Here is a 24,711-nt window from a genome sequence, read left to right on the forward strand (position 1 = left end):
TTGTTAAGCAATATGAATATGATACGTTTTCAACCATTCATTTACTTGTAGCATATATTCCATAGCACTTCTTGCTTCAAAATTGTTAATTTCTTTATTGCTTTCATCGGCAATGGCAAGTAATGTGGAATGATTAATAAGTGAGAAAATAGGATTGTTTTTATTACTGCACAAGTCGAGTGATAAATGACGGATTGTTTGTAAATAATGTGGATCTTGTGAAGTTGGATAAGCACTTTTTCTTCTATTGCGTACATCGTCAGGTAAAGCAGGTTGCAGTGCTCTACGTAAAATGCCTTTTTCAATATTATCAATGCTTTTTATATTGAAAGGAACGTTCCATAAATATTCAACTAATCTATAATCGCAAAACGGTACACGTACTTCAAAGCCTACAGCCATACTCATACGATCTTTACGATCAAGTAAGAACGGGAGAAATCTCGTTAAAAATAAATAAAACATTTGGCGTTGTTTCGCGGATTTTTTACTTTCCCCTTCAAGAGTAGGTACTTCAAGAATCGCTTCTTGGAAGCGTGTATCAATATAGTTTTCTAAGTTGCATTGGTTATTTACTTCATTTAGTAGAAGAGGGGAAGTGTTTTTCCAATTTGTTAGCCAAGGAAATTTATCGACAAATAGTAAATCCTCTTGATGAAACCAAGGATACCCGCCGAATACTTCATCAGCAGATTCGCCGGATAAAGCTACAGTTGCATCTTTTTTCATTTCGCAAAATAGTAAATATAGTGAAGTTTCCATTTCGCCAGCACTCGGTAAATCTTTTGCACGGAGAGGGACGAATAAGTGATTTGCTAATTCTTCAGCATTCACAATAATGTCATGATGAGATGTCCCTACATGTTCGGAAACACGTTTTACCCAAGGAGCGTCTAAACCAGTGCGAGCAAATGTTAGCTCGAAATCTTTTGCACTATTTACAAAGTCAACGGAATACGTATGAAGTGTTTTATTTTCCGCTGCAAACTCTTTACCCGCTAGTGCAGTAATACCACTAGAATCTAATCCGCCTGATAACATACAAACGAGAGGAACATCGGCAATTAATTGTCTTTTTACTGTATCTTGTAAAATAGATAAAATATGTGATGATGTATCTGCAGTAGAGTCTGTATGAACTTTACTTTCTAAATTCCAATATTTCTTAACTACTTTTTTATCACGTGTAAACGTTATAGAATGTCCAGCACGTACTTCTTGAATATGTTTAAAGACGCCACATCCTGGAGTTCGAAATAATCCTAATCCAAATATTTCGTTTATGCCATCTGCATCAATTTCAGCAGGGACAGATGGATGGGCTAATAGCGCTTTTATTTCGGATCCGAAAATAATACTGTCATTTCTTTCTGTATAAAAGAGTGGCTTTACGCCTAAATGATCACGTGCTAAAAATAATTGTTGCTTTTGATCATCCCATATTGCAAAGGCAAAAATACCATTTAAATGTTGTACGCAATCTTCTTTCCATTCTAAATAAGCATGTAGTAATACTTCTGTATCTGAATGCGTTTCAAATGCATGACCACATTGTTGAAGTTGCTCTCTCAGTTCACGGAAATTATAAATTTCTCCATTATAAGTAAGAGCATACGTATAATCACCAGCACGAAATGTTTTTGGTTGTGTCCCGCCTTCTGGATCAATTACGATTAACCGACGGTGTGCAAAGGTCGCACGAGGTGAAAACCAAAATCCTTCAGCATCCGGACCGCGATGCTGGATACTATTTGCCATCTTTTCTAAAATAACATGTTCATTGGAAAGATCCTTATTCCAATTTACCCAGCCTGTAATTCCACACATACACATCTCATCTCCTAGTTTAAAATGTTGAAAAGTAGATTAATGAAATAAAGTGAAACTTTAATCAGTGGGGGTTTTTTCCATCCCCCACTGATTATTAGTTGAACCAATCGGGCTTTTACGGACAGTTATCTCCCACCTAACTTCCTCGCACTCGCCCAATTTTGAGGTGGGATTTATTGCCCGTTAATGCGGAGTAAAATGTACACCAAGTTAAAGAATGACTATATAAATAGTGTACTACATGAATTAAATTGCAGACTTGAGAAAATTTTCTTGTAATACATAGTTATGTGAGACAATGGCGTAGGGAAAGTATTCCATAACATACAAAAAATAAAAAAGATGAGAGAAAATATTTTGTAAGACGTTATATAGGGTGTAAAAGCTTTTACAAAAAAATAAGGGGAATCGCTACATGAAATCAAATGAGAAAAATTTTATAAAAAGATTACAACGGCAAAAAGAAGATGCGCTAGAATTCGTTGTCGATACATATTTACCACTTATAAAAGGAATAACGCATAAAATCCTTCTTCCGGTTCAAAATGATGGATTAATAGAGGAATGTGTAAACGATATATTTCTTTCCATTTGGAATAACGCAAATAAATTTCATGGAGAGCCGAGTGACTTTAAAAAATGGATAGCGGCGATTGCGAAATTTAAAGCGATTGATTATTACCGGAAAGCGACTAGAAAAGTAGAAATTATTTCAGATGAGTTTCATATTAGTACGGAAAAGTCAGCGGAAGATGAATTAATCGTTATGGAAGATAGGGAAGAGTTATTGAAGCTTATTAATCAATTAGAACCGTTAGATCAAAAGGTGTTCATTATGAAATATCTTCTCGGTATGAAGACAGAAGAAATAGGAGATAAGTTAGGGTTAACTCGGGCAGCGATCGATAATCGTGTGTACCGTGGAAAAAAGAAACTACAACAAAATGCTACGAAAATTAGTTTTGGAGGTAGTGCAATATGAAAGACATTTATGAACTATTAAATGATATTGATATAGATGAAAAAGAAATTGAGGAAATTGAGGCTTCTGAAATTGAAAAAGAAAAAGTGAAACGTAATGTAAAACAATCGATACGTACGAAGAAAAAGATGAAAAGTTGGAAAAAAGGTGTTGCTGCTGCATCTATTTTAGTAGGGTTATCAGTTGCAACGCTTGGTATCGGGTTTCCTACATATGCCGGGGGATTGCCAATTGTAGGTGACATATTCCGATTTTTAGATAATGGTAGAACAGGGTTATATGAAAATTATAAAGAGTTTTCGACTGAATTGAATATGACGAGGGAGAGTAATGGGGTTAAGGTTACAATTAATGATGTAATTTCTGATGGCAGAACATTATCTATAACGTATTCACTGGAAAGTGAGCAAGACTTAGGGGATGATCCTATTATATTAGGCGGATTGGATATAATGGACGCTCATGGTAGTTCAGGAAGTGGGAAAATGACTAAAGTTACTGAAAAAAAGTATGTAGGTATGGTAACAACGACGCACCATGATATTAATAAAAAGGACAAAGTAAACTTTAGATGGAATATAGAGGGAATAGAGATGCCAGATAGGAAAAAATCAATACAAGGTAATTGGAATTTCGCATTAACTGTAAAATCAATGGATAGTAAAGAGAGAACAATTGGTGGAAGTTCGGAAAAAGAAGGTATAAAAGCAAATATGGAAAAGGTCGCAATATCGCCGGTTTCATTTATTCTTTATTACAATCAAGAAGTTTCTAAGGGTGCGAGGAAAGAATGGGATAGTGTAGATGTTGAATTGACGGTTAAGGATGATTTAGGGAATGATTATTCGGGTGAAGGAAATGGGGGAAGTGGAAACGATCCTTACAATATTCGATGGAGTGCTACATTCCAAAAGTTAAACGAAAATGTAACAAAGCTTATCGTTACACCTCGTGTGCACTTACGAGTTCATACACCTGAAAATCATGGTGGAGTGGAATATGTGAATGGAAAAGAGAAGAAAATTGAAGTGCCGAAAAAAGAAGCGAAGAGTAAAGATATTGTTCTAGATGATATCGTAATTGATTTAAAGAAATAAAAAAGAGACTGCCTAAAACCATTAGGCAGTCTTTTTTTCGTTAAGAACTAGTAACGAGTAATGCATGTGGATGCTGCGTTTTATACTCATCTTTCCACGGAATGTTTAATTGTTCCCACGATTCGCCGCTATCTTTGGATTGAAAGGCGCCATTGTTATTTAAAGTGTAAAACGTATGTGGTTCTGCTGGATTTGTAGCAAACATTGAAATGACTGTACCAATTGCAGATGGTAGACCTTGTTGCACTTGCTCGAAAGGAGTATCTTTCGTTTTACGATAAATATAAGATTCATAAGGAATATGGTGATGGGCGAGGTCAGCGCTTGGTGCGGCAGAAACGAGAATTGTATTGCAATCAGCTGGATCAATAGCCATGCTGTATAAATAATGGTGTTCAAGTCCTTCACTGCATGAGATCCAGCTGTTTCCACTGTTATAACTTTCAAGGTATGCGCGATCAGGTCCGCCCATAAAACCATCACCACATGATGCATAAAGGCGATTTGGAGCTTCAGGGTGCATAAGCAATTGATGCGCATCGATAGGAGCACCGAATTTTTTATCAATCCAAGTATGCCCTCTATCATTACTTTGAATAACAGCACCAGCTTCAATTGAAACATGGATTGTATTTGGATTGTTTGGATCAACTGTAATCCAGCGTACATGATGGGTGAAAGGTCTAGGCGGAAAAGCCCACGTATAAGAAGATAATAATGATTTCATATTTTTAAGTTCAGTCCACGTTTCACCACCATTTTCAGAACGGAATAAAGCGCTCGGTTCTGAGCCGACATAAACGACGCCATAGCCGTTAACTTGTTCATTAGGACTTATCGTAATGGAAGTTATCGAAGAGTGTAAAATACCATCTTCTTTAGGGAAATCAAAGTAACGATATGAATCTCCAATCGGTTTCCACGAATCCCCGCCATCGTCGCTTAACCATAAACCTCGTCCAAATGTTCCGCAGTATACACGATTCTTTTGAAATGGATCAACAGCGATACAGGTAGGTTGCATATTTTGTAAGTGATACGCTGTTTCAAAGTGACCATATTGTTCTTTCACTACAACAAGTTCTCGCTCCATACAGAGAAATAAACGTTTCATTTTAGTAACCTCCTTAAAAATTCTTTCATTAGTAAACAATATGAAGCTGAAAAAGAAGTAGTCTTATTTTTTGTTGAGAAAAAGGACTTGTTTGAAAAATAGCGAAGTGTGTAGGTAGAGGAAGCGGACGTTTATGGGCAGTTAATGGGGGATAAAGAGGGGGAGTTTGTTTCATACTAACATACAGATATTGCACTTAAAGGAGCATTCGTATGGGACATTCACATGATCACGGTCATTCTAACAATAAAAAAGCGTTACTAATCGCTTTCGTATTAACGACAAGTTTTATGATTGCTGAAGTTATTGGGGGATTTGTAACAAATAGCTTAGCACTATTATCTGACGCGGGGCATATGTTAAGTGATGCAGTATCCTTAGCGTTAAGTTTACTTGCGTTCAAGCTCGGAGAAAAAACAGCAACAACTGCGAAAACATATGGGTATAAGCGAGTCGAAATGTTAGCGGCATTATGTAACGGTGTCGTTCTTATTGTCATTTCAGTATACATTTTTATTGAAGCAATTCGCCGTTTTAAAGAGCCAGTTGAGATTGCTAGTAATGGGATGCTCATTATTGCTGTACTTGGTCTGCTTATTAATATTTTATCAGCTTGGATATTAATGAGAGGCGGAGATGTGAAGGGGAATTTGAATTTAAGAAGTGCTTTCTTACACGTATTAGGCGATCTATTAGGATCAGTTGGAGCGATTATTGCTGCGCTACTTATTAAATTTTTCGGATGGACTGTTGCGGATGCGATTGCTAGTATTCTTGTGTCTATTTTAGTCATTATTAGTGGATGGCGTGTAACACGTGATACGGTCCATATATTAATGGAAGGTGCACCCCAGCACATAAATGTTGAAGAGGTAAAAAGTACATTATTAAATATTACGGTTGTAAAAGAAGTTCATGATTTGCACATATGGTCTGTCACATCTGATTTTCAAGTATTAACTTGCCATTTGATTATTAAAGGTGATGAAACGCAAAATGTATTAAAAGAGGCTACGGATGTATTAAAGGAGAAGTTTCATGTAGAACATGTCACCATTCAAGTAGAAATAGATGGTGAATTTAATCATAGTGAGACAACTTGCAAAGTATGAAAGAAAAAGGATAAGAAAATGTGTCATAACATTTTTCGCACGGCATACATATATATAATGTGGCCACAAATACTTTGTAAGGTAAATATTTCATGAAATTACTTTACTTATAAAGAGTCATCTTTTATAATCAAAAGTGGTAATTGATAAAGATTATCATTTTCAATGATCGTAGAAAGGAGTTTTTTAAAAGATGAGTAGTCAACTCCGTTTTGCTGTTGAAAATCGTAAGAGGCATTTAATTGATGAGTTAATTGGAGCAGGTGTGTTTAAAATTCGCGACCGACAATTATACGAGCTGTCTTTAGAGGAATTGGAAAAAGAGTACGAAGATATGGAAAAATATGCGGATATTCAGGCATAACTATATAGATTAGTAAAAGGTGAGCTGGTTACGAGTTTGTGTAACCAGCTCTATTATTATTTCGTAGAAATTATTTTTGATATTTCTTTCATTGGACGGAGCCAGTTTTGAGACATCATTTGTTCTATTTGTTTTTCGTCCTGCTTTTGCAATGCTTGAATGATAGAGTGATGTTCTTCAATAGATTGACTTGCTGGAACAAAGTTTTGGAAAAACAAATATTCAAGGCGTAAAACGTGAAGTTGCATATTTTCTAGAAAGGGTTCAATATATTGGTTTTTAGCAATAGAAGAAATTGTATTGTGAAATTGTATATCTAGTTTTAAAGCTTGTTTTGCGTTTTTCTTCTCTATAGAGCGCTGAAAATCAGCATTTATTTCAGAAAGTAGTTTCAGATCAGCGTCTGTAATGTTTTGAAGTGCTTGCTTTCCTATAATAGAGTGAAGACCAGCCATCGTTTCATAAATGATAGGAATGTCGTCTAACTTAATAGGAGCAATTTTTGTTTTTTGCCCAGGTACCATTTCCACTAATCCAGAAAGTTCCAATATTTGAAGTGCTTCTCTTACAGGTGTTCTGCTTACTCCTAGTGCTTCAGCCAACTCCCCATCATTAATTTTTTCATCAGGCTGCAGTACACCTTCAATAATCCAATCTTGTAGTTGATTTAAAACGAGTGATTTTGCCGAAACTCTTCCTTGTTTTTTATAATTTTGAGGGATAGGCATAGTGAATTCAATCCTTTCATTGTATATTTTCTTTTTTCTCATGAACAAACTTTAATTCTTGTTTCCCTTCATCCGGTTTTTGGCTTAAGATGAGCACCATTACAATGACACAAAAAGCCCCTAATAACTGAAAAGATTGAAAGGGTACGTGTAATATAAGTACAGAAGAAATAATAGCTGCGAGTGGTTCAGTACAACCGAATAATGTCGTTTCTTTCGGAGTCAGGTATCGTATGCTGTCTAAGTATAAATAAAATGCAATCAGTGTTCCGAAAATGACGACAAATGTGATGAGCGGTAGGGTACTTAGTTTTACATATTTCATAGTCGATAATAAAATGAATTCGTTTGTAGAAATAAAGTGTAGAATCGTAACGCCAATACCCCCAATAATCATGCCCCATCCAACGATAACAGAGGAAGACCAGCTTTCTAGTAATTCCTTGGAATATAAACTATAAAAAGCAAGAGATAACCCAGATAAAATACCCCAAATAATAGCCGGTGTAGAAACAGCCAAGTTATGAACAGACCCATTTGTTAGTAAGAGAAAAGTGCCTACTAATGAAAGGGTAATGGAAATGAAATCAATTTTTGATGGCCGAACGTTCCATTTGAAAAGTAAGTATGCAGTAATAAATATAGGAGCTAAATATTGCAATAATGTTGCGACGGCAGCGTTCCCTTCTTTAATAGAAGCGAAGTACGTGTACTGTACAGCAAGCATACCGAATAGGCCAAACAATATCATTTTAGTAGCATCAGATTTTTGTTTCCATATGCCGAATATTTCTTTTTTTCTCGTTCCGAATGATGAAATAAGGAGCAAGATAACGCCAGATATAAGCAATCGAATTGTAACTAACCATTCAGTAGAAACATTTTCATATTGAAAAAGTTGTTGTGCAGCTGTTCCGGACAATCCCCATAAACAAGCACCAATTACAACCATAATGATTCCTTTTAAACGATTTGGATCCATATAGTTTTTATTCTCCTTTTCTACAAATTCGTTTCGGATACAATATGCAATATATCACGAAATGAATAAAAAATAAACTGAAATTTCTGTGTTATAAGGTGGGAATTTTAGTAGTTCCAGTTATGTTTACGATACAAGTGAGGAGGTGAAATAAAGTGAGATAAAATTATAAAAATAAATCATAATCAAGAGGATAAAAAAATAAAGATAAGAGTAATTTGGTTTGTTAAAAATATGTGTAGAAGGAGATACGCGATGAACTGGGTTACTCATAAACCAACATTTGAATTTGATAATTTTAGTCCATTTATTCGTGCGAATACTGCGTGGCTTGGGCATTTGGAGTTCGCATACGATTTAGTAAGATTTGAAAAACCCGAAATATTAGTTGAGCTAGGTACACATCTAGGCGCTTCTTTTTTCAGTTTTTGTCAAGGGGTAAAGGATGGGGGATTAGCTACAAAATGTTTTGCTGTAGATACTTGGACAGGAGACGGGCATACAGGTCCATATGGAGAAGGTGTTTTCCAAATCGTAGATAAAGTGGTAAACATGAGTTATCCAAATATAGGTAATTTAATTCGATCTACTTTTGATGAGGCTGTTGATCAATTTCAAGATGGAACGATAAATTTGTTGCATATTGATGGCTATCATACGTATGAAGCAGTTTCTCATGACTATAAAACATGGTTACCGAAACTTGCGAATAACGGTATCGTATTATTTCATGATATTGAGGTGAAAGATCGAAACTTCGGCGTGTATAAATTTTGGGATGAGGTTAAAGCGAAGTATCCTCATTTTCAGTTTGAGCATTCATATGGGCTTGGAGTGTTATTTCCGAAAGGTTGTAGCGAGAAGTTTGTGGAAATACTTAAAAATAAAGAAGAAATACAAAATATGTATAAATAAAAGTGGAGCATGCATCATTTTAATGATGTGTGCTTTTTTGTGGAGAAAAATGGTATTCCTTAAAAGGGGAGGATAATAGTAAAAAGTTTTGTTGTGGCAAATATTAAAAAAGTTATTTTTGGATTGTTCTATATAAAAATGTAACATTTTTTATATTTTCCATTGCGAAAAGTAACATCTACTTTTACAATAGAAAAGGTGTTATATTATACTGGAAAAATAAATCGAAATAATATGAAAATTTTGTTTTGTCTTCGCTAATTGTATATTACATACATGTAAGACGACATACGTCATGTTATCGACTTGTAAGGAGAGAAAAAAATGAAAAGTGTAAGATTACCATCGATGCTAGAAATCATAGTTCTTTTATTACTATTTCTTGCTGTTGTCTTTTCCTTCCAAACGATTTTTGATCTCCCAATTCAATTAGCGCTATTTATTTCATGGTTTTTAGTAATTGCGCTTGGATTAAGATTAGGATTTCGTTATCAAGAATTGCAAGATGCAATTACGAAAGGGATTTCTAACGGATTAGAAGCAATACTGATTTTGGTTGCGGTAGGTGCTTTAATTGGAACTTGGATTGCTGGTGGCGTAGTACCAACATTAATCTATTATGGATTAGAGTTTATTCACCCTAGCATATTCCTATTAGCAACATTAATTATTTGTTCAATTACTTCTATCGCAACAGGAACATCATGGGGAACAGTAGGAACAGCAGGTATTGCTATGATGGCGATTGGTGAAGGACTTGGCTTACCACTTTCGCTTGTTGCTGGTGCAGTTCTTTCAGGAGCTTATTTCGGCGATAAATTATCACCACTTTCTGATAGTACAGTTCTTGCAGCGTCTATGGCAAAAGTAGACGTTATTGCTCACGTTCGAGCTATGCTCGTATTAGATGTTCCGGCTTATATTATTACTAGCATTATGTTTACTGTAGCTGGTTGGATGTATGGCGGCGATAATGTAGATTTGAATCGAGTAGAGTTTTTAAAAGAAGCTTTATTAAAGGAATTTGATATTAAAATATGGATGCTTGTTCCGGCGGTCGTTGTTATCGCTCTATTAGCGATGAAGAAACCGTCTATGCCAACAATTGCAATGGGAGCTTTAATTGGTGCAATTTGGGCAACTCTTTTCCAAGGAATGAACTTTGGAGAGGCGATTGGAACAGCGTATAATGGATTCTCAATTCAATCTGGTGTTGAATTTGTTGACAAGTTATTAAACCGTGGTGGAATTAACGGTATGCTTGGCTCAGTAGCCGTTATTATTTTCGGTTTAGGATTTGGTGGATTACTTGAAAAACTAGGAGTTTTAAAAGTAATCGTATCTAAATTTGAGAAGAAATTAAATTCTGCAGGTAATGTAACATTGTCTACATTAATCGTAGCATTCTTAGCGAATATATTTGGCTGTGCGATGTACGTATCACTAATTTTAACACCGAAAATTATGGAAGAGAGCTATGATAAATTAAAAATAGACCGCCGTGTTTTAGCACGTAACTCAGAAGTAGGTGGAACGTTAACTTCAGGTATGGTTCCATGGTCTGATAATGGGATTTTTATGGCTGGTATTTTAGGTGTAGCAACGTTTTCATACGTTCCGTTTATGTGGTTAAGCTTCGTATCGTTAATTTTAGCAGTTATTTACGGATATACAGGCAAATTCATTTGGTATGTAGATGACGTTGAAAAAGGAAAGCAAGCATCATAAAAAAATACCTTCTGCGATGGCAGGAGGTATTTTTTTATATATAAGAGTGAGAATTCTTATCATTTGGGTGAAAGTCTGTTAAAATGAGAAATGTAGGTATTTTATTTTCAAGGGGATGAAAAAATGGAGTACAGAATTGAAAAAGATACAATAGGAGAAATAAAAGTTCCAGCTGATAAATTATGGGCAGCACAAACACAACGTAGTAAAGAAAACTTCCCGATTGGAACAGAGCAAATGCCGCTTGAAATTGTAAAAGCATTTGCCATTTTAAAGAAAAGTGCAGCACTTAGTAATCAAAAATTAGGAAAGCTATCAGAAGAAAAAGCAGAAGCAATTGTGGCAGCAGCTGACGAAGTAATCGCAGGGAAATGGAATGAACATTTTCCACTTGTCGTATGGCAAACTGGTAGCGGTACTCAGTCAAATATGAATGTGAATGAAGTAATTGCAAATCGTGGGAATCAAATTTTGAAAGAGAAGGGATCTGACGTGCATATTCATCCGAATGATGATGTGAACATGTCTCAAAGTTCAAATGATACATTCCCAACGGCGCTTCATGTAGCATGTGTAATTGCAGTGGAAAATCACGTATTACCAGCAATTACGAAATTAAAAGAAACGCTAGCAGAAAAAGTAACTGCATTTGAACATATTATAAAAATTGGTCGTACACACTTACAAGATGCAACACCGTTAACATTAGGGCAAGAAATTAGCGGATGGCACCGTATGCTTGAAAAAACAGAGCGTATGATTGCAGAGAGCAATACATATATGAAAGAGCTTGCAATTGGTGGTACTGCAGTTGGAACAGGTATTAATGCTCATCCTAAGTTTGGGGAGATGGTGTCAGAGGAAATTAGCCAATTTACAGGTAAGCAATTTATTACTGCACCAAATAAGTTCCACGCATTAACAAGTCATGATGAAGTTGTATATACGCATGGTGCATTAAAAGCATTAGCAGCTGATTTAATGAAAATCGCTAACGATGTGCGCTGGCTTGCAAGTGGTCCGCGTAGTGGTCTAGGAGAAATTATTATTCCGGCAAATGAGCCAGGAAGTTCTATTATGCCAGGTAAAGTAAATCCAACGCAAAGTGAAGCGTTAACGATGGTTGTAGCGCAAGTAATGGGAAATGACGCAACAATCGGATTTGCAGCGAGCCAAGGTAATTTTGAATTAAATGTATTTAAACCTGTTATTGCATATAACTTCTTACAATCTGCTTATCTATTAGCGGATGCAATTGTTTCATTTAATGATAATTGTGCAGTTGGTATTGAAGCAGATGAAGAAGTAATTAAAGAGAATGTGAATCGTTCATTAATGCTTGTTACAGCATTAAACCCGCATATCGGATATGAAAATGCAGCGAAAATTGCGAAGCATGCTCATAAAGAAGGGTTAACGTTAAAAGAAGCAGCACTGCAATCTGGACTACTAACAGAAGAACAATTTAATGAAATTGTCGATCCGAAAAAAATGATTGCTCCGAAAGAGTAATAAAAAAGCCAAGATTCTTTAGAATCTTGGCTTTTTTGATATTTATTTTTATGACTTCCATTTGTATTACTACAAGTGCCAAAATATATTATTTGTTAGCAGGCATGTTCAATACTTTCATTTGTGGACAGTTTTCTTTTAAGAGTGAAATGAACTTTTCTTCTTCTTGAGGTACGAAAGTTGTCACAGAATCAAATAAATTGTAATGGATTTCTAATTGCTGCCTAGTCCACTTTTCTGAGCGAAGTGTTTTGCCAGAGTATGTAATATGGCGAATATCTTCAAATGGAATTTCAGTACGCAGTATGAAACCATGTTTTACGAAAAGAGATGATTCCGTTACGTCGTAGTGAGAGAAATAGAATGAAGAAAGATTCACGATATTTAACAGCATCATGAGAGTGAAAAAAATAGAATTTTCATTTTGGAAGAATAGCGAAACGAGAAAAATAGTGATAAATAATGTAATAAAAATGACGTGAAATGGATTCTTTTTCGCTTTGAATTTCAAGTTAGTCACCTCGGTTTACGTGTACTCTAACTAAATTAAATCACAACATCGTAATAAAACGTGTATATATGCATAATTGCATATTCGCACGTTTTATTATTCATGTAAAATTTCCTGATGGGATAAAGTGAAACTTTAATCAGTGGGGGGTTTTCTTCATCCCCCACTGATTATTAGTTAAACCAATCGGACTTTTATGGGCAGTTGATCCCCCACCTAACTTCTTTGCTTTCGCTGAATTTTGAGGTGGGGATCTTACTGCCCATTAAAGTGGGATAAATTTAAATGGAATTTTGTAATAGTGGAGAGGTATGAAGTGACTTACAAGAATAGAAAGTTAGCGCTATTCATAATTAGTTGTATGACGGTCATGGGTAGTTGTGCAAATAAATTTGTTGAGGATGGAAATCGAAAGCATATATTTGTACAGGTAAGTAAGGCTTTAGTCGAGGTTATAAATAGAATATATAATGGATAAAAGGTGTTTCCATATATGGAAATACCTTTTTTGTAGTTAAAATTGAATGCTGAAGTTTTGGAATGAGTGAATACCAGTTCCGTGTAGAACGAGGTTGTTATCACTCAAATATTGAATAGCGTATTTTAGTTCTTTCAGTATAGTAGGGGAGACCAAGAGTATGATGTGAACCGTAAATTTGATTAACAGTAAACCAAGGATCTTGCAGAATAGTCATGTTTTGTTTCACATCCTATCTTCATTAGTGTATTAAATACATTCGCTTTTTTGTTACTTTAATTCTTTTTATAAAATTATTTAGTAGACGTTTTTTATAAAAGTTTGTAAAATGGGTAAACGGAATGTTGAAATGTTTATTTACTGTATGTTAAGATGATGAAGAGATAGTAAACGTTATTGGGAAACGTCTGTTTTTAGATAAACATTTTAAAGGAGTGTTTAGTATGAGTGATATTTCAGAGAAGTTTTGGGATGCTTCGGTAGAAGAATTGAAGAAAGGGTATGTATTTGAAGTGGAAGCAGAGGAGTATATTTGTTTAGCTTGTGGAGAAGCGTTTATTAAGGGGGTTATTTATCAAGATAATCAAGTTTTGTATGAAGCAGAGAAGTTTGTGCAATTGCATGTGCAAAATGAACATACGTCTATGTTTGATTATTTATTAAACCTTGATAAAAAGTATACGGGTTTAACGGATTTGCAAAAGAAAATGGTTCAGTTTTTCCATATGGGGCTGAATGATAAAGAGATTGTAAAAGAGATGGATGGCGGAAGTACATCAACCATTCGTAATCATCGATTTACACTTCGAGAGAAAATGAAGCAAGCGAAAGTATTTTTAGCATTAATGGAACTGTCAGAAGAAAAATCAAAAGTACAAACGAAATTTGTACCAATTCATAGAACCGCAACGATGGTAGATGATCGCTACAATATTACGGAAGAAGAAAATGATGAAGTATTAAAAGCGCATTTTACAGAAGGATTAGATGGACCACTTTCTACATTTCCGAAAAAGCAAAAGCGCAAATTAATTATATTACGCCATTTAGTGACGAAGTTTGATAGTAATAAAAAGTACACTGAAAAAGAAGTAAATACTATCATAGAAAGAGTATACCCGGATTTTGTAACTTTAAGAAGGTATTTAATCGAATATGGGTTTTTAGATAGAACAGCAGATGGAAGCCAATATTGGGTAAAGTTATGATAATATGGAAAAGAAAATAAATAGAGGCACATTATTATAACAATTATACAAAGAAATAGAAGTTGAAAAACAAATTTTTAATAAAAGGAGAAATGAAATTTGAAACCACCTACAGATAATAATAAAGAAGGTGCGGAGTCACATAAGTTAGAAAGTGAGAGTAAACCGATTTGGAAATCGATGTCCATGTTTTTAGTACCGTTACTATTAAGTAATGTATTACAATCGATTGGACAATTATTCGGTATGGTAGTAGTAGGAAGATGGCTTGGCGTTAATGATTTAGCGGCTATATCAGCATTCTTTCCACTATTTTTCTTACTCGTTTCATTTGTAATTGGTATTGGTTCAGGGAGTTCTATTTTAATTGGTCAGGCGTTTGGTGCTAAAAACGAAGATCGTTTAAAAGCTATCGTTGGTACGACACTGACATTTACATTTATTATTGGAGTTGTGTTGGCGATAATAGGTAGTATTTTTGCGATGGATATTATGCGCCTAATGGGAACACCAGAAAATATTATTGATATAAGTGTTCATTATGCACGTATTTTATTTATATCGATGCCAGTATTATTTTTATATTTTGCATACACAACATTTATGAGAGGTACAGGAGATTCTAAAACGCCATTTTACTTTTTAATTGTAAGTACAGCGCTAAATATGATCTTATTACCGATTCTTATTTTTGGATGGTTAGGAGCTCCGAAATTAGATGTGTATGGAGCAGCCTATGCTTCTGTTATATCTACAGTTATTACGTTTATTGTCATGTTGGTGTATTTAAAGAAGAAAAATCACCCACTACAATTAGATAGTACGGTAAGGAAATATCTTCGCATGGATAGGGAGTTATTGAAGCTATTGTTACGACTCGGAATTCCAGCGAGTATTAATATGATATTAGTTTCATTATCTGAAATTGCGGTAATCGCGTTTGTGAATCGTTATGGTTCGGATGCAACAGCAGCTTATGGCGTTGTGAACCAGGTTGCAAGTTATGTACAAATGCCAGCAGTTAGCCTTGGTATTACAGTTTCCATTTTTGCAGCACAATCAATTGGTGCGAATCAATTTGATAGATTGCAGAAAGTTGTGAAGGCTGGAATTATTATGAACTACGTCATCGGTGGTGTGCTAATATCTCTTATTTACTTGTTCTCAAGAGACATTCTATCACTATTTTTAACGAGTCAAACTACAATTGAAATTGCTCATAGCCTAGTTATGATTACGTTATGGAGTTATTTAATTTTCGGGCATGCGCAAATTATTAGTGCGACAATGCGAGCGAGTGGTACAGTATTATGGCCAACTGTTATCGGAGTTGTATCAATTTGGCTTGTTGAAGTACCTGTAGCGTATTACCTTTCTTACCATACAAGTCTTGGCATAGAAGGGATATGGATTGGGTACCCAGCAGCATTTATTGTCAGCTTAATATTACAGTATGCATATTATAAGCTTTCATGGCAGAAGAAACGAATTACACGACTAGTGAGTTAAATCATGCAAATGTCCCTAAGCTATTATACTTAGGGACATTTTTTGTAAGTGTATGTTTACAAATAGCTTTTTAAAGTGATATCAAAATGTTGTCTAATGAGCTTGTTATCGCTCATATAAAACTCCCACGCTTTTTCAGGTTCACCGATAATTTCAAAAGATTCTTCTGTAATATATAAAGCGCAATTATCCTCTAGTGCAATTCCTTCTATATTACCTTGATGATTTTGTAAAAAGGAATGGAAGGCGTTCATTCTATTTAATTGATTATAATGTGGACAAAACCTTTTGTTAACAATCCCCCAACCGTTACACTCTATATAACCAGAACCTTCATAATCTGATCGGATACTAGATGTGAACCAACACATAGCACCAGCGCTATACCCCGCAATGAGCGTTCCTTGTTGTAGAGCCAATAGTAATTTTTCATCGAGTCTAAGTTCTTTCCATTCTGTAACCATTTGAATATAGTTCCCGCCACCGAGATAAATTAAATCAGCAGACTGAATCATTTCGTCTATTTCATATTTAGAAGGTGTATCAGCTATAGTACGTAAAATTTGTACTTCACAGTGTAATTGTTTTTCGAACGTGTCTAAAAATAGCTTTATATAGCTTTCATCATCATGACTAGCTGTAGGAATGAATAATACTTTTGGATACTGTTTATTTGTTAATTCTATAAGTCGCTCATTAATAGGCGAGTGATTTGAATCTTGTAAATCACCGCCACCAATGACAGCTAATTTCATAGTAAAGCACCACCTAATCATTTTTGTTATATAAAAATTCGATAGAAGAGAGTAACATTCCTTCTCTCATGTAATGAATAAGTAGAAAATATAGTTTAAGTATATCGAAATAGTAAAGGTAGTGATAACTATATAGAAAAATGAATTTGAAACAAATTAACCGGCTATTTGCGGGCTGCCCGTAAAATCTTGATTGGTGAGGGCTGATAATCAGTGGGGGATGAACGAAACTCCCATTGATTAAAGTTTCACTTTATCGATATATAATATTTCATACTATTGTTTCAAAATATGGAAACAATATGTTTAAATGGATATAACAAAGCATTAATTCAAATTGAATTAGTGTTTATATTTTAAAAAGGAATCGGAAATAATAGAGATTTCACAAATCGTTTTTTACTTTTAATAGGAACTTGTATTACAATATGGTAAAATTATTTCAATATATTTATTTAATATAAAAATACAAAGAGGGAGCGTGAAAAAGGTGGATTTTCGATTTGAGTTTGCAGCGAAGGTGAAAGAATACTTAGATGATGAGAAGGATGAAAAAATAATAAAAGATGGACATAGAGATATAATTTTTCACTATTTATATGCGTTAGAGGCTGAAATTGGCGTTGTGAAAAATCCTAATTTTACTTTTTTTACATCAGGAAGACGTTCACATATCGTATTAGAAAATGTTGAATTTAAAACAGAGGTAAATGTAAAAAGTAACATCATTGAAATTACAAAAATAGTGGATAATGTCGTTATTCCTTTAGATACTATCGTAGCAAAGGATCGGGAATTATTTGCACTTGGGCGCAATGAGAAGTTTAATGTACAAATATTAGAGCAGTATCTCTTTGAGACATTTGGAGAGAAATTAGGTTTAAAATGAATGGAATGGCCTACGTATTTATAGGTAGTGAATTTTAGTGTATATCATTCTTGTTTGACCTTTCATTTAATTTGTACTACAATTTGTAGTGTGAAAGGAGCCATACTATGTTTACTCAAAACTATAAATTAAATGAGCAAGGATTAAATCACTTTTTTGGACCTCTTGAAGCAAAAATTATGGAGATTGTTTGGTCTACCGAGGGTATTACGATTAAAGAAGTGCAGCAGAAATTAAGTGAAGAATCACCTGTGAATTTTAACACTGTTATGACAGTTATGAACAGGTTAGTAGAGAAATTACACTTAGAAAAACAGACAGTGAAAAGAAGTGGCATATATCGTACTGTACAAACAAAAGAAGAATTCTTATCCAATCAAACGAAGAAAATGACACAGGAATTGATGGGGGAATTTGGAGATTTAGTAGTAAATCATATGCTAGATGAGTTAGAGCAGGCTGATCCGACTTTAATAAAAAAATTAGAAGACAAATTGAGTCAGTTAAAAAAAGAGGATCAATGAAATGAAATGGCAAATGCGTAAAATCGTATTGTTAGCAGTAATTGTTAGTACCCTCTTTTTCAGTATGTTAGTGTATTACGTTACATATCCATTTCTGTTTCAAAATAAGGCGTTCTTTTTTTCAAATTTTTGCTTGTTTCAATTAGAAAAGCATATGAAGGAATTATCGCTCATTCGTATTATAATTGCTGGATTACTATTACTTACAGTACTCATAGTGTGCAAAAGAATTTGGCGACAATTTTTCTATAGTAAAAAATTACAAAAAGTACTTATCCCTTTCATTCGAAAAGGAAAACAAATATATATATTGCCGACCTTAGAAGTTGCGGCATTTACAATTGGGTTATTTCGTCCGAAAGTTGTCATGTCAGAAGGCATGCTTCAAACATTTTCAGATGAAGAAATGGATGCGATTATTTTCCATGAAGAATATCATCAAACTAATCGAGATCCATTAAAATTATTTTGTTTTACGTTATTAGCAGAAGGAATGGTGTACATCCCGATATTAAAAGGGTTATTGCAGCGCTATCATGTGTATCAGGAGCTAGCAGCAGATAAATATGCAATGCAAAAGATGAAATCTTCATTCGAATTAGGTAGTGCGTTATTAAAATTAATTAAAATAAAGACAATGGAAAATCGATGTGTGACAGCTTCATTTGCAAAAACAGCAATAAATTTACGAATCGAGCAAGTGTTAAATGAAAAAGTTGTTAAGCTCAATATTCCATTACATACGAATTCGGTATATGTAACATTAGGTTTATTCTGTATGTCGATTGTACTTATTGTCGGAGAGTGCATATAGCCTCTTTTTTTTAAGAATTAACACTACTTATTGTAGTGTTTTAGGGGGAGTAAAATGAATGCAGCAGATTTAACAATTTGGCTTGTAGCTGGGGCAGGGGTATTGTCATTTATATCACCATGTTCTTTACCGCTATATCCATCTTATTTATCATATATTACAGGTGTGTCTATTCAAGATTTAAAAGAGAATCGTGGAATTATGCAAAAATCAGCGATTATACATACCGTATTTTTTATGATCGGATTTTCGGTTATATTTTATGCGTTAGGTTTATCGGTAAGTTGGATTGGAATAACATTTTCATCTAACCAAAAATTGATTCAACAAATTGGTGGGGTTTTTATTGTTTTGATGGGACTGTTTATGACAGGTTTGTTTCAACCTAAGTGGCTTATGGCAGAGAAAAAAGTACAATACAGAAGTAAATCGACTGGATATATTCGCTCGATTTTAGTCGGTATGACATATGCAGCGGGTTGGACGCCATGTGTTGGTCCGATATTTTCAGCTGTACTCATGCTTGGTGCGACAAATCCTGAAGGGGCACTTCTTTATATTACCGCGTATACTCTTGGGTTTGCGGTTCCGTTTTTCGTGATGGCATTCTTTATTGGGAAGGTAAAATGGATTGTTACATATGCCAATGTCATGATGAAAATTGGCGGTGGAATGATGATTGTAACAGGGGTTTTATTGTATACAAATCAAATGACGAAAATTACCGCATTCTTTATTCGTCTATTCGGTGGATTTACAGGCTTTTAAAAATGAGGAGGAAGAAAAGTGAAGAAGCTAATTGCGATTATACTGGCCGGGGCATTAATTTGGGCCGGAGTTAATTTTTATAATACAAAGAAAGAAGAAAAAGAAAGAAAAGCAAAACAAGCGGAGTTACAAGAAACAGAAGTATTACCACAAGTAGGATTTAAAGCGCCAAACATAACATTAAAAGGGTTAGACGGGAAGCTGTATTCGTTAAATGATGCAAAAGGCAAGCCATACCTTATTAATTTTTGGGCATCATGGTGTGGCCCATGTGAAATGGAGGCACCTGACTTAGTTCGTATGTATGATAAATATAAAAAGGATGTTGAAATTTTTGCGGTAAATGCGACAATTGGAGATCCAGTACAAGAAGCGAGTGCATTTGCAGATCGTCACGGATTTAAGTTTCCTGTTTTACTAGATATGGACGGAGTAGCTGGATTAGATTATAAAGTATTTTCGTTACCAACGACATTTTTTGTTAATAAAGATGGAATTATCGTAGAGCAAGTACGAGGCGTATTGCCTCCAGATCAATTAGAAGAGAAATTTAAGAAATTAATTGAGAGTTAAAGAGGGGATTTCATAGTGATGGAGTGGATCGTGAGGTTACAACCCGTATCTCTTATAATTGGAAGTTTATTTGGATTTATGTTGATGAAACGAAAGATGAAGAACGAAAGTGTACCATATGAAAAAATGATGGATACAGTAACAAATGCTTTTCTAATCATCGTATTTGTGTGGAAATTTGCACCGGCAATTTTAAATCCAGTATGGGCCTTTAGGTCGCCATTGCAGGCACTATTAGCTGTAGGAAGTATGCAGCATATTATAGCAGGATGTGTAATTGCGAGTGTATACATTGTTAGGAAAAGTAAAAAGGAGCAATTTTCGCTTCGTATTTTACTTGATGCATTACCTTTTGGACTATGTATGAGTATTATTTTTTATTTTCTATTCAACCACAAAATAGGTGTACAAACGACATTGCCTTGGGGTGTGAAAATATATGAATCTAAATTTTTATATCACCCTATTTTCGTATACGAGATCATCCTCGCCCTTTGTATAATCGGCTTGTTATGGATGAAAAATGAAAGGCTCGGAAATGGAAAGAATATAAGTGTTTTTCTAATAGTTGAGGGAGTTGCTCATATTATTATTTCGCTTATTAGTGAACAAAATTCGGTTTTATTTGGTTTATCAATACAGCAAATAATGAGCTTCTTTTTTATTAGTTTAGGGATTTTGTTGGTGCCGAAAAAATAAGAGGTATGCATGTATGAAATTTTCATACACGCATACCTCTTTATCATTAGGATTGAGCGCTTTTCTGAAAAAAATGAATGGTTTCCTTCCAAGAATCAATACTAGCAAAAGCGTTATCTTTTTTGCTCCCTTGGTTATAATTTATTCTTAAATAGGGGATGCCGATAGAATGGCCAGCCCCTTTATATACGAGTTGTTTATAAAAATGAGGAGAATGAAATGTATCCAATCTATTAATTGCTTTTTTTGATAATCTTACAATATCAGCTTCATCTTCTTCACCGGCAATTAGCAATACATCTCCATTAATTTTTTCAACTGGTATAGTAGCATTTTCAACAACTTTAGAATCTGAAGTTAAAGCGTTATACCACTTTCTATATGGCATTCCCCTATGTTCTTCAAACATTTTACGACATTCGAGTGCGACGGATATGGGGTTTATTGGAGACGCATACGGTAATACTTTCCCTTTATATGTCCAAGCAGGAGGTAATGTTGTAGCATCGGACCACGGTACAATACCACTTAATGCAATAGCGGAACCATTTAGAGAGGCGACAGCATTTATTTCTTGGAAAAAGCATGCTGATAAAAGGGCTAGTTCACTTCCTCGAGAGGTACCATGTATACCTAACCAATTTTTGGTGACTTCTTCACGTTGTTTCATCCACTCAATGGCTGTTTTTATATATTCAAGGGGGATTTCTACAAGTTGTTTTGGTAGATTATCGATTCCGAAATAAGCGAGGGCGAGTACTGAAAAATTATGTGATGCAAGTAAAGCGGCAAGGTATTCATTTAATCCACCCTCCGAACCGCCGAGTACAATAATTCCTGGATTCGCTTTTTTATTTTCGTTGTAGAAAAAGGTGGCAATCAATCCATTTTCTCTAATTGGATACCGAACGATTTGTTTGGATTTCCATAATCTTGAGATGTTTATTTCATCGATAGTAGATCCATTCATTTCAAGTGATAAAGTTAAGTTTTGAGGCGACAATGGATTCTTATAATTTCGAATAGAATCGTGATGTTCGTTTATTTTAATAATGTCTAAGGACCAAAATAATCCCATTCCATCAATCCCTGTATAAGAGCCAGTAATAGGTGCTTGTTCGGTAAGGTTTACATTCCCATTTTTAGATGCAATAAAGGTGGCATTTGATTCTAAATATATATCATTTATTCCCTCGGCAATTCTGGAGGCTCTTATTGTTACTTCTTGTAAAGGTTCTAATCCGGTTATATAAATTTGAATGGGAGAATCAATTAATGAGATTGACGAACTAACATGAATGCGGGGCTTCGTTTTTTTGTGAATGTTCATTTCATAACACCTCAATTTAAATTATATATAACAAGTTTTCTACGAATAACAAAATAGACCTCTACTGTAAATAGAGTTTTATTAATATGAGGATGATTATCCTGTTTTTCTTAAATATATTAAAAAATCGGCGGAGTAACAGAAAATAAAACAATTGCATTTTTCTCGAATTGATTTACCCATTTATGTTTTAAATAAGCAGGTATTTTTACGCTATCACCCGTTTCTAATATGTATTCTTCTTCATTTAAATGTAATGTAATTTTCCCGTCTAATACGTATGCTAACTCTTCACCTTTATGTTCTAGTACATTTTCTGATGAAGCTGTATTCGGTGGAACAGTCATAATTGCTGTTGCTAAATTTCCTGTAAAATCAGGTGATAGCAATTCATATGATAAATTATCGATAATCATTTTTTTTCGTTTATGAGAACGTACAATTAAATCGTCTGTATTTGTATCTTCCAATAAAAAGCTAAATGTTGGAACATCAAGAGCTTTAGCGAGTACTTTTAATGTTTGAATAGAAGGGTTAGCAGACCCACGCTCAATTTGACTTAACATAGATGGTGTAATACCTGCCATCGTTGCTAGTTCTTTACTAGTTAAACCTTTTTCTTTTCTTTGCTTTTCAATCTTTTTACCAATATCTATATTTTCCATAATGAAAATCTCCTTACTAATTATTAAATTATATTTAAATAAATTAAATTAAAATTAACTAAAGTGAATAATTTATGTTAAACTAAATTAAAATTAATTTAATTATAATTTATTGAATCGTAAGCTACAAGGTTATGAGGAGGAAGAGAAATGAAGGGAATAGAGAAATTAAAAGAGGAATATCCACTATTAAATAAATTAATCTCAACAGAAGAAGTGTTTTGGGTGAATCCGAACATGGAAAAGTATGAAACGGCAATAAAAGATTCCCCATTGAATGAAGGTGATGTAAAAGATGCGGAAGAGAGGTTAAAGCGTTTTGCACCGTACATTGCGAAAGTTTTTCCAGAAACGAAAGAAACGGGCGGCATTATAGAATCACCTTTAGTGAAGATACCTACTATGAAACAGTCTTTAGAGAAAAATTACGGGAAACCTATATTAGGTGAATTACTATTAAAGTGTGATAGCGGGCTTCCGATATCAGGGTCAATTAAAGCTAGAGGCGGCATTTATGAAGTGCTGAAGCATGCGGAGAAATTAGCTTTGCAGTATGGAATGTTAACAGAAGAAGATGATTATTCCATTTTAGACAGTGATACATGTAGAGAGTTTTTTGCAAAATACTCAATTGCGGTAGGTTCTACAGGTAATTTAGGACTAAGCATTGGGATTATGAGTGCAAAACTAGGTTTTAACGTAACTGTTCATATGTCAGCAGACGCAAAAGAATGGAAAAAAGATTTATTAAGAAGTAAAGGTGTAAACGTTATTGAATATGAAGCTGATTATAGTAAAGCAGTAGAAGAGGGGCGTCAGCAAGCAGATGCAGATCCTAGCTGTTATTTTGTAGATGATGAAAACTCACATGATTTATTTTTAGGATACGCAGTAGCAGCATCGCGTTTACAAAAGCAATTAGAAGAGTTAGAGATTGTAGTAGATGAAGAGCACCCTTTATTCGTTTACCTTCCTTGCGGAGTAGGGGGCGGACCTGGCGGAGTCGCATTTGGTTTAAAGTTATTGTATAAAGACACCGTACACTGTTTCTTTGCGGAGCCAACGCACTCTCCATGTATGTTACTCGGTTTAATGACAGGACTTCATGATAAAATTGCCGTTCAAGATATCGGGATTGATAATGTAACAGACGCGGACGGACTAGCGGTAGGAAGACCGTCTGGATTTGTCGGTAAAACGATGGAACCATTTTTGAGTGGAAATTACACAGTAAGTGATGAAGAGTTATATAGATTGTTAAAAGAACTAGCTGATACGGAAAATATTTATTTAGAGCCTTCTGCGCTAGCGGGAATGATAGGGCCAGTGAAAGTATGCAAAGAAGATGAGTATTTACAAAAACAAGAGTTAACAGAGAAGATGAAGAAAGGTACTCATATTGTGTGGGGAACTGGCGGTAGTATGGTTCCAGAAGATGTGATGAGTGGGTATTATAAGAAAGGTTTAGAATTAATACTATAAGGAAAATGAGGCTAGTTATAGCCTCATTTTTTCATGTACATAAAAATCTTTGTTATTTTCACATATGTTCTTTATAGTATAGATATAAAGGATTACTAAGATCAAATAAACATAACAAAAAAGCTTTATTTTACATAATAAG

General features: G+C 34.5%; 24 protein-coding genes and 1 pseudogene. 16 read left to right on the forward strand and 9 right to left on the reverse strand.

Features of this window, described 5'->3' with window-relative positions; all coding sequences use genetic code 11:
• Positions 1-3: 3 nt before the first annotated feature.
• Positions 4-1,827 carry an asparagine synthase (glutamine-hydrolyzing) gene (asnB, locus tag DT250_RS20440; RefSeq protein WP_149213634.1) on the reverse strand — a complete coding sequence of 608 codons (1,824 nt, stop codon included), beginning with the start codon at positions 1,825-1,827 and terminating at the stop codon, positions 4-6.
• A 418-nt stretch (positions 1,828-2,245) separates the two neighbouring features.
• Here asnB and DT250_RS20445 point away from each other — a divergent pair, with 418 nt between their 5' ends.
• Positions 2,246-2,812 (forward strand): sigma-70 family RNA polymerase sigma factor, encoded by a 567-nt coding sequence (locus DT250_RS20445; RefSeq protein ID WP_088062940.1) that lies wholly within the window; start codon positions 2,246-2,248, stop codon positions 2,810-2,812.
• Positions 2,809-3,909 (forward strand): DUF4179 domain-containing protein, encoded by a 1,101-nt coding sequence (locus DT250_RS20450; protein ID WP_149213635.1) that lies wholly within the window; start codon positions 2,809-2,811, stop codon positions 3,907-3,909. Before DT250_RS20445 ends, DT250_RS20450 begins: the two co-directional genes overlap by 4 nt.
• Before the next feature lie 40 nt (positions 3,910-3,949).
• Here the strand turns inward: DT250_RS20450 and DT250_RS20455 are convergent, their stop codons facing one another.
• Complete coding sequence (locus DT250_RS20455) at positions 3,950-5,023, reverse strand: WD40/YVTN/BNR-like repeat-containing protein (RefSeq protein WP_149213636.1); 1,074 nt, start codon at positions 5,021-5,023, stop codon at positions 3,950-3,952.
• 212 nt (positions 5,024-5,235) lie between these two features.
• Here DT250_RS20455 and DT250_RS20460 point away from each other — a divergent pair, with 212 nt between their 5' ends.
• Together DT250_RS20460 and fbpA are read left to right on the forward strand one after the other, a co-directional pair.
• On the forward strand, positions 5,236-6,135 hold the full coding sequence (locus tag DT250_RS20460) for a cation diffusion facilitator family transporter (protein ID WP_000510062.1): 900 nt from the start codon (positions 5,236-5,238) through the stop codon (positions 6,133-6,135).
• Positions 6,136-6,328: 193 nt separating this feature from the next.
• Complete coding sequence (gene fbpA, locus DT250_RS20465; RefSeq protein WP_087983147.1) at positions 6,329-6,499, forward strand: Fur-regulated basic protein FbpA; 171 nt, start codon at positions 6,329-6,331, stop codon at positions 6,497-6,499.
• A 56-nt stretch (positions 6,500-6,555) separates the two neighbouring features.
• Here fbpA and DT250_RS20470 read toward each other — a convergent pair whose 3' ends face one another.
• Together DT250_RS20470 and DT250_RS20475 are read right to left on the reverse strand one after the other, a co-directional pair.
• Entirely contained in the window at positions 6,556-7,227 is a 672-nt protein-coding gene (locus DT250_RS20470; protein ID WP_087983249.1) for a GntR family transcriptional regulator, read from the reverse strand.
• Between the two features lie 16 nt (positions 7,228-7,243).
• On the reverse strand, positions 7,244-8,209 hold the full coding sequence (locus tag DT250_RS20475; RefSeq protein WP_149213637.1) for a DMT family transporter: 966 nt from the start codon (positions 8,207-8,209) through the stop codon (positions 7,244-7,246).
• A gap of 255 nt (positions 8,210-8,464) precedes the next feature.
• Between DT250_RS20475 and DT250_RS20480 the strand changes: the two genes are divergently transcribed.
• The 3 genes from DT250_RS20480 to fumC all read left to right on the forward strand — a co-directional run bounded on the left by DT250_RS20480 (position 8,465) and on the right by fumC (position 12,364).
• Positions 8,465-9,124, forward strand: coding sequence for a class I SAM-dependent methyltransferase (locus tag DT250_RS20480; RefSeq protein ID WP_001104679.1), 660 nt, complete (start codon positions 8,465-8,467; stop codon positions 9,122-9,124).
• 324 nt (positions 9,125-9,448) lie between these two features.
• Positions 9,449-10,852 (forward strand): Na+/H+ antiporter NhaC, encoded by a 1,404-nt coding sequence (gene nhaC / locus DT250_RS20485; protein WP_149213638.1) that lies wholly within the window; start codon positions 9,449-9,451, stop codon positions 10,850-10,852.
• A gap of 123 nt (positions 10,853-10,975) precedes the next feature.
• Entirely contained in the window at positions 10,976-12,364 is a 1,389-nt protein-coding gene (gene fumC, locus DT250_RS20490) for a class II fumarate hydratase (RefSeq protein ID WP_149213639.1), read from the forward strand.
• 88 nt (positions 12,365-12,452) lie between these two features.
• On the opposite strand, the gene DT250_RS20495 is transcribed toward fumC, so the two are convergent.
• Positions 12,453-12,875: a PH domain-containing protein gene (locus tag DT250_RS20495; RefSeq protein ID WP_149213640.1), complete on the reverse strand. Its 423-nt coding sequence runs from the start codon at positions 12,873-12,875 to the stop codon at positions 12,453-12,455.
• A 514-nt stretch (positions 12,876-13,389) separates the two neighbouring features.
• Positions 13,390-13,540: pseudogene (locus DT250_RS32335) on the reverse strand (MBL fold metallo-hydrolase); the annotation flags it as partial.
• A gap of 256 nt (positions 13,541-13,796) precedes the next feature.
• Here DT250_RS32335 and DT250_RS20505 point away from each other — a divergent pair.
• Together DT250_RS20505 and DT250_RS20510 are read left to right on the forward strand one after the other, a co-directional pair.
• The gene (locus DT250_RS20505; RefSeq protein ID WP_097889332.1) at positions 13,797-14,561 is read left to right on the forward strand and encodes a DUF2087 domain-containing protein; all 765 of its coding nucleotides are present in this window, start codon (positions 13,797-13,799) and stop codon (positions 14,559-14,561) included.
• 99 nt (positions 14,562-14,660) lie between these two features.
• A complete protein-coding gene (locus DT250_RS20510; protein WP_000804152.1) occupies positions 14,661-16,070 on the forward strand; it encodes an MATE family efflux transporter in 1,410 nt (469 codons plus the stop codon).
• Positions 16,071-16,126: 56 nt separating this feature from the next.
• On the opposite strand, the gene DT250_RS20515 is transcribed toward DT250_RS20510, so the two are convergent.
• Positions 16,127-16,825: a peptidase E gene (locus tag DT250_RS20515; protein ID WP_097889333.1), complete on the reverse strand. Its 699-nt coding sequence runs from the start codon at positions 16,823-16,825 to the stop codon at positions 16,127-16,129.
• A 490-nt stretch (positions 16,826-17,315) separates the two neighbouring features.
• Between DT250_RS20515 and DT250_RS20520 the strand changes: the two genes are divergently transcribed.
• The 6 genes from DT250_RS20520 (at position 17,316) to DT250_RS20545 (ending at position 21,092) form a co-directional block, all read left to right on the forward strand.
• Positions 17,316-17,714, forward strand: coding sequence for a DUF3942 family protein (locus DT250_RS20520; RefSeq protein ID WP_002108594.1), 399 nt, complete (start codon positions 17,316-17,318; stop codon positions 17,712-17,714).
• A gap of 107 nt (positions 17,715-17,821) precedes the next feature.
• Positions 17,822-18,238: a BlaI/MecI/CopY family transcriptional regulator gene (locus tag DT250_RS20525; protein WP_000495070.1), complete on the forward strand. Its 417-nt coding sequence runs from the start codon at positions 17,822-17,824 to the stop codon at positions 18,236-18,238.
• 1 nt (position 18,239) lies between these two features.
• The gene (locus DT250_RS20530; RefSeq protein WP_088608722.1) at positions 18,240-19,052 is read left to right on the forward strand and encodes a M56 family metallopeptidase; all 813 of its coding nucleotides are present in this window, start codon (positions 18,240-18,242) and stop codon (positions 19,050-19,052) included.
• A 54-nt stretch (positions 19,053-19,106) separates the two neighbouring features.
• Positions 19,107-19,820: a cytochrome c-type biogenesis protein CcdA gene (gene ccdA, locus DT250_RS20535; protein WP_000990445.1), complete on the forward strand. Its 714-nt coding sequence runs from the start codon at positions 19,107-19,109 to the stop codon at positions 19,818-19,820.
• Positions 19,821-19,838: 18 nt separating this feature from the next.
• Positions 19,839-20,393: a TlpA family protein disulfide reductase gene (locus tag DT250_RS20540; RefSeq protein ID WP_000733169.1), complete on the forward strand. Its 555-nt coding sequence runs from the start codon at positions 19,839-19,841 to the stop codon at positions 20,391-20,393.
• 18 nt (positions 20,394-20,411) lie between these two features.
• Entirely contained in the window at positions 20,412-21,092 is a 681-nt protein-coding gene (locus DT250_RS20545; RefSeq protein ID WP_149213641.1) for a prolipoprotein diacylglyceryl transferase family protein, read from the forward strand.
• Positions 21,093-21,138: 46 nt separating this feature from the next.
• Here the strand turns inward: DT250_RS20545 and DT250_RS20550 are convergent, their stop codons facing one another.
• Together DT250_RS20550 and DT250_RS20555 are read right to left on the reverse strand one after the other, a co-directional pair.
• Complete coding sequence (locus DT250_RS20550) at positions 21,139-22,422, reverse strand: acyl-CoA thioesterase/bile acid-CoA:amino acid N-acyltransferase family protein (protein ID WP_098133614.1); 1,284 nt, start codon at positions 22,420-22,422, stop codon at positions 21,139-21,141.
• Between the two features lie 119 nt (positions 22,423-22,541).
• The gene (locus DT250_RS20555; RefSeq protein WP_000427657.1) at positions 22,542-23,087 is read right to left on the reverse strand and encodes a helix-turn-helix domain-containing protein; all 546 of its coding nucleotides are present in this window, start codon (positions 23,085-23,087) and stop codon (positions 22,542-22,544) included.
• A gap of 150 nt (positions 23,088-23,237) precedes the next feature.
• On the opposite strand from DT250_RS20555, the gene DT250_RS20560 reads away from it, so the two are divergent.
• The gene (locus DT250_RS20560) at positions 23,238-24,569 is read left to right on the forward strand and encodes a D-serine ammonia-lyase (RefSeq protein ID WP_149213642.1); all 1,332 of its coding nucleotides are present in this window, start codon (positions 23,238-23,240) and stop codon (positions 24,567-24,569) included.
• The last annotated feature ends 142 nt before the right edge of the window (positions 24,570-24,711 follow it).

This window comes from Bacillus sp. AR2-1, from assembly GCF_008368755.1.
In the GTDB taxonomy this organism is placed as follows: Bacteria; Bacillota; Bacilli; order Bacillales; family Bacillaceae_G; genus Bacillus_A; species Bacillus_A wiedmannii.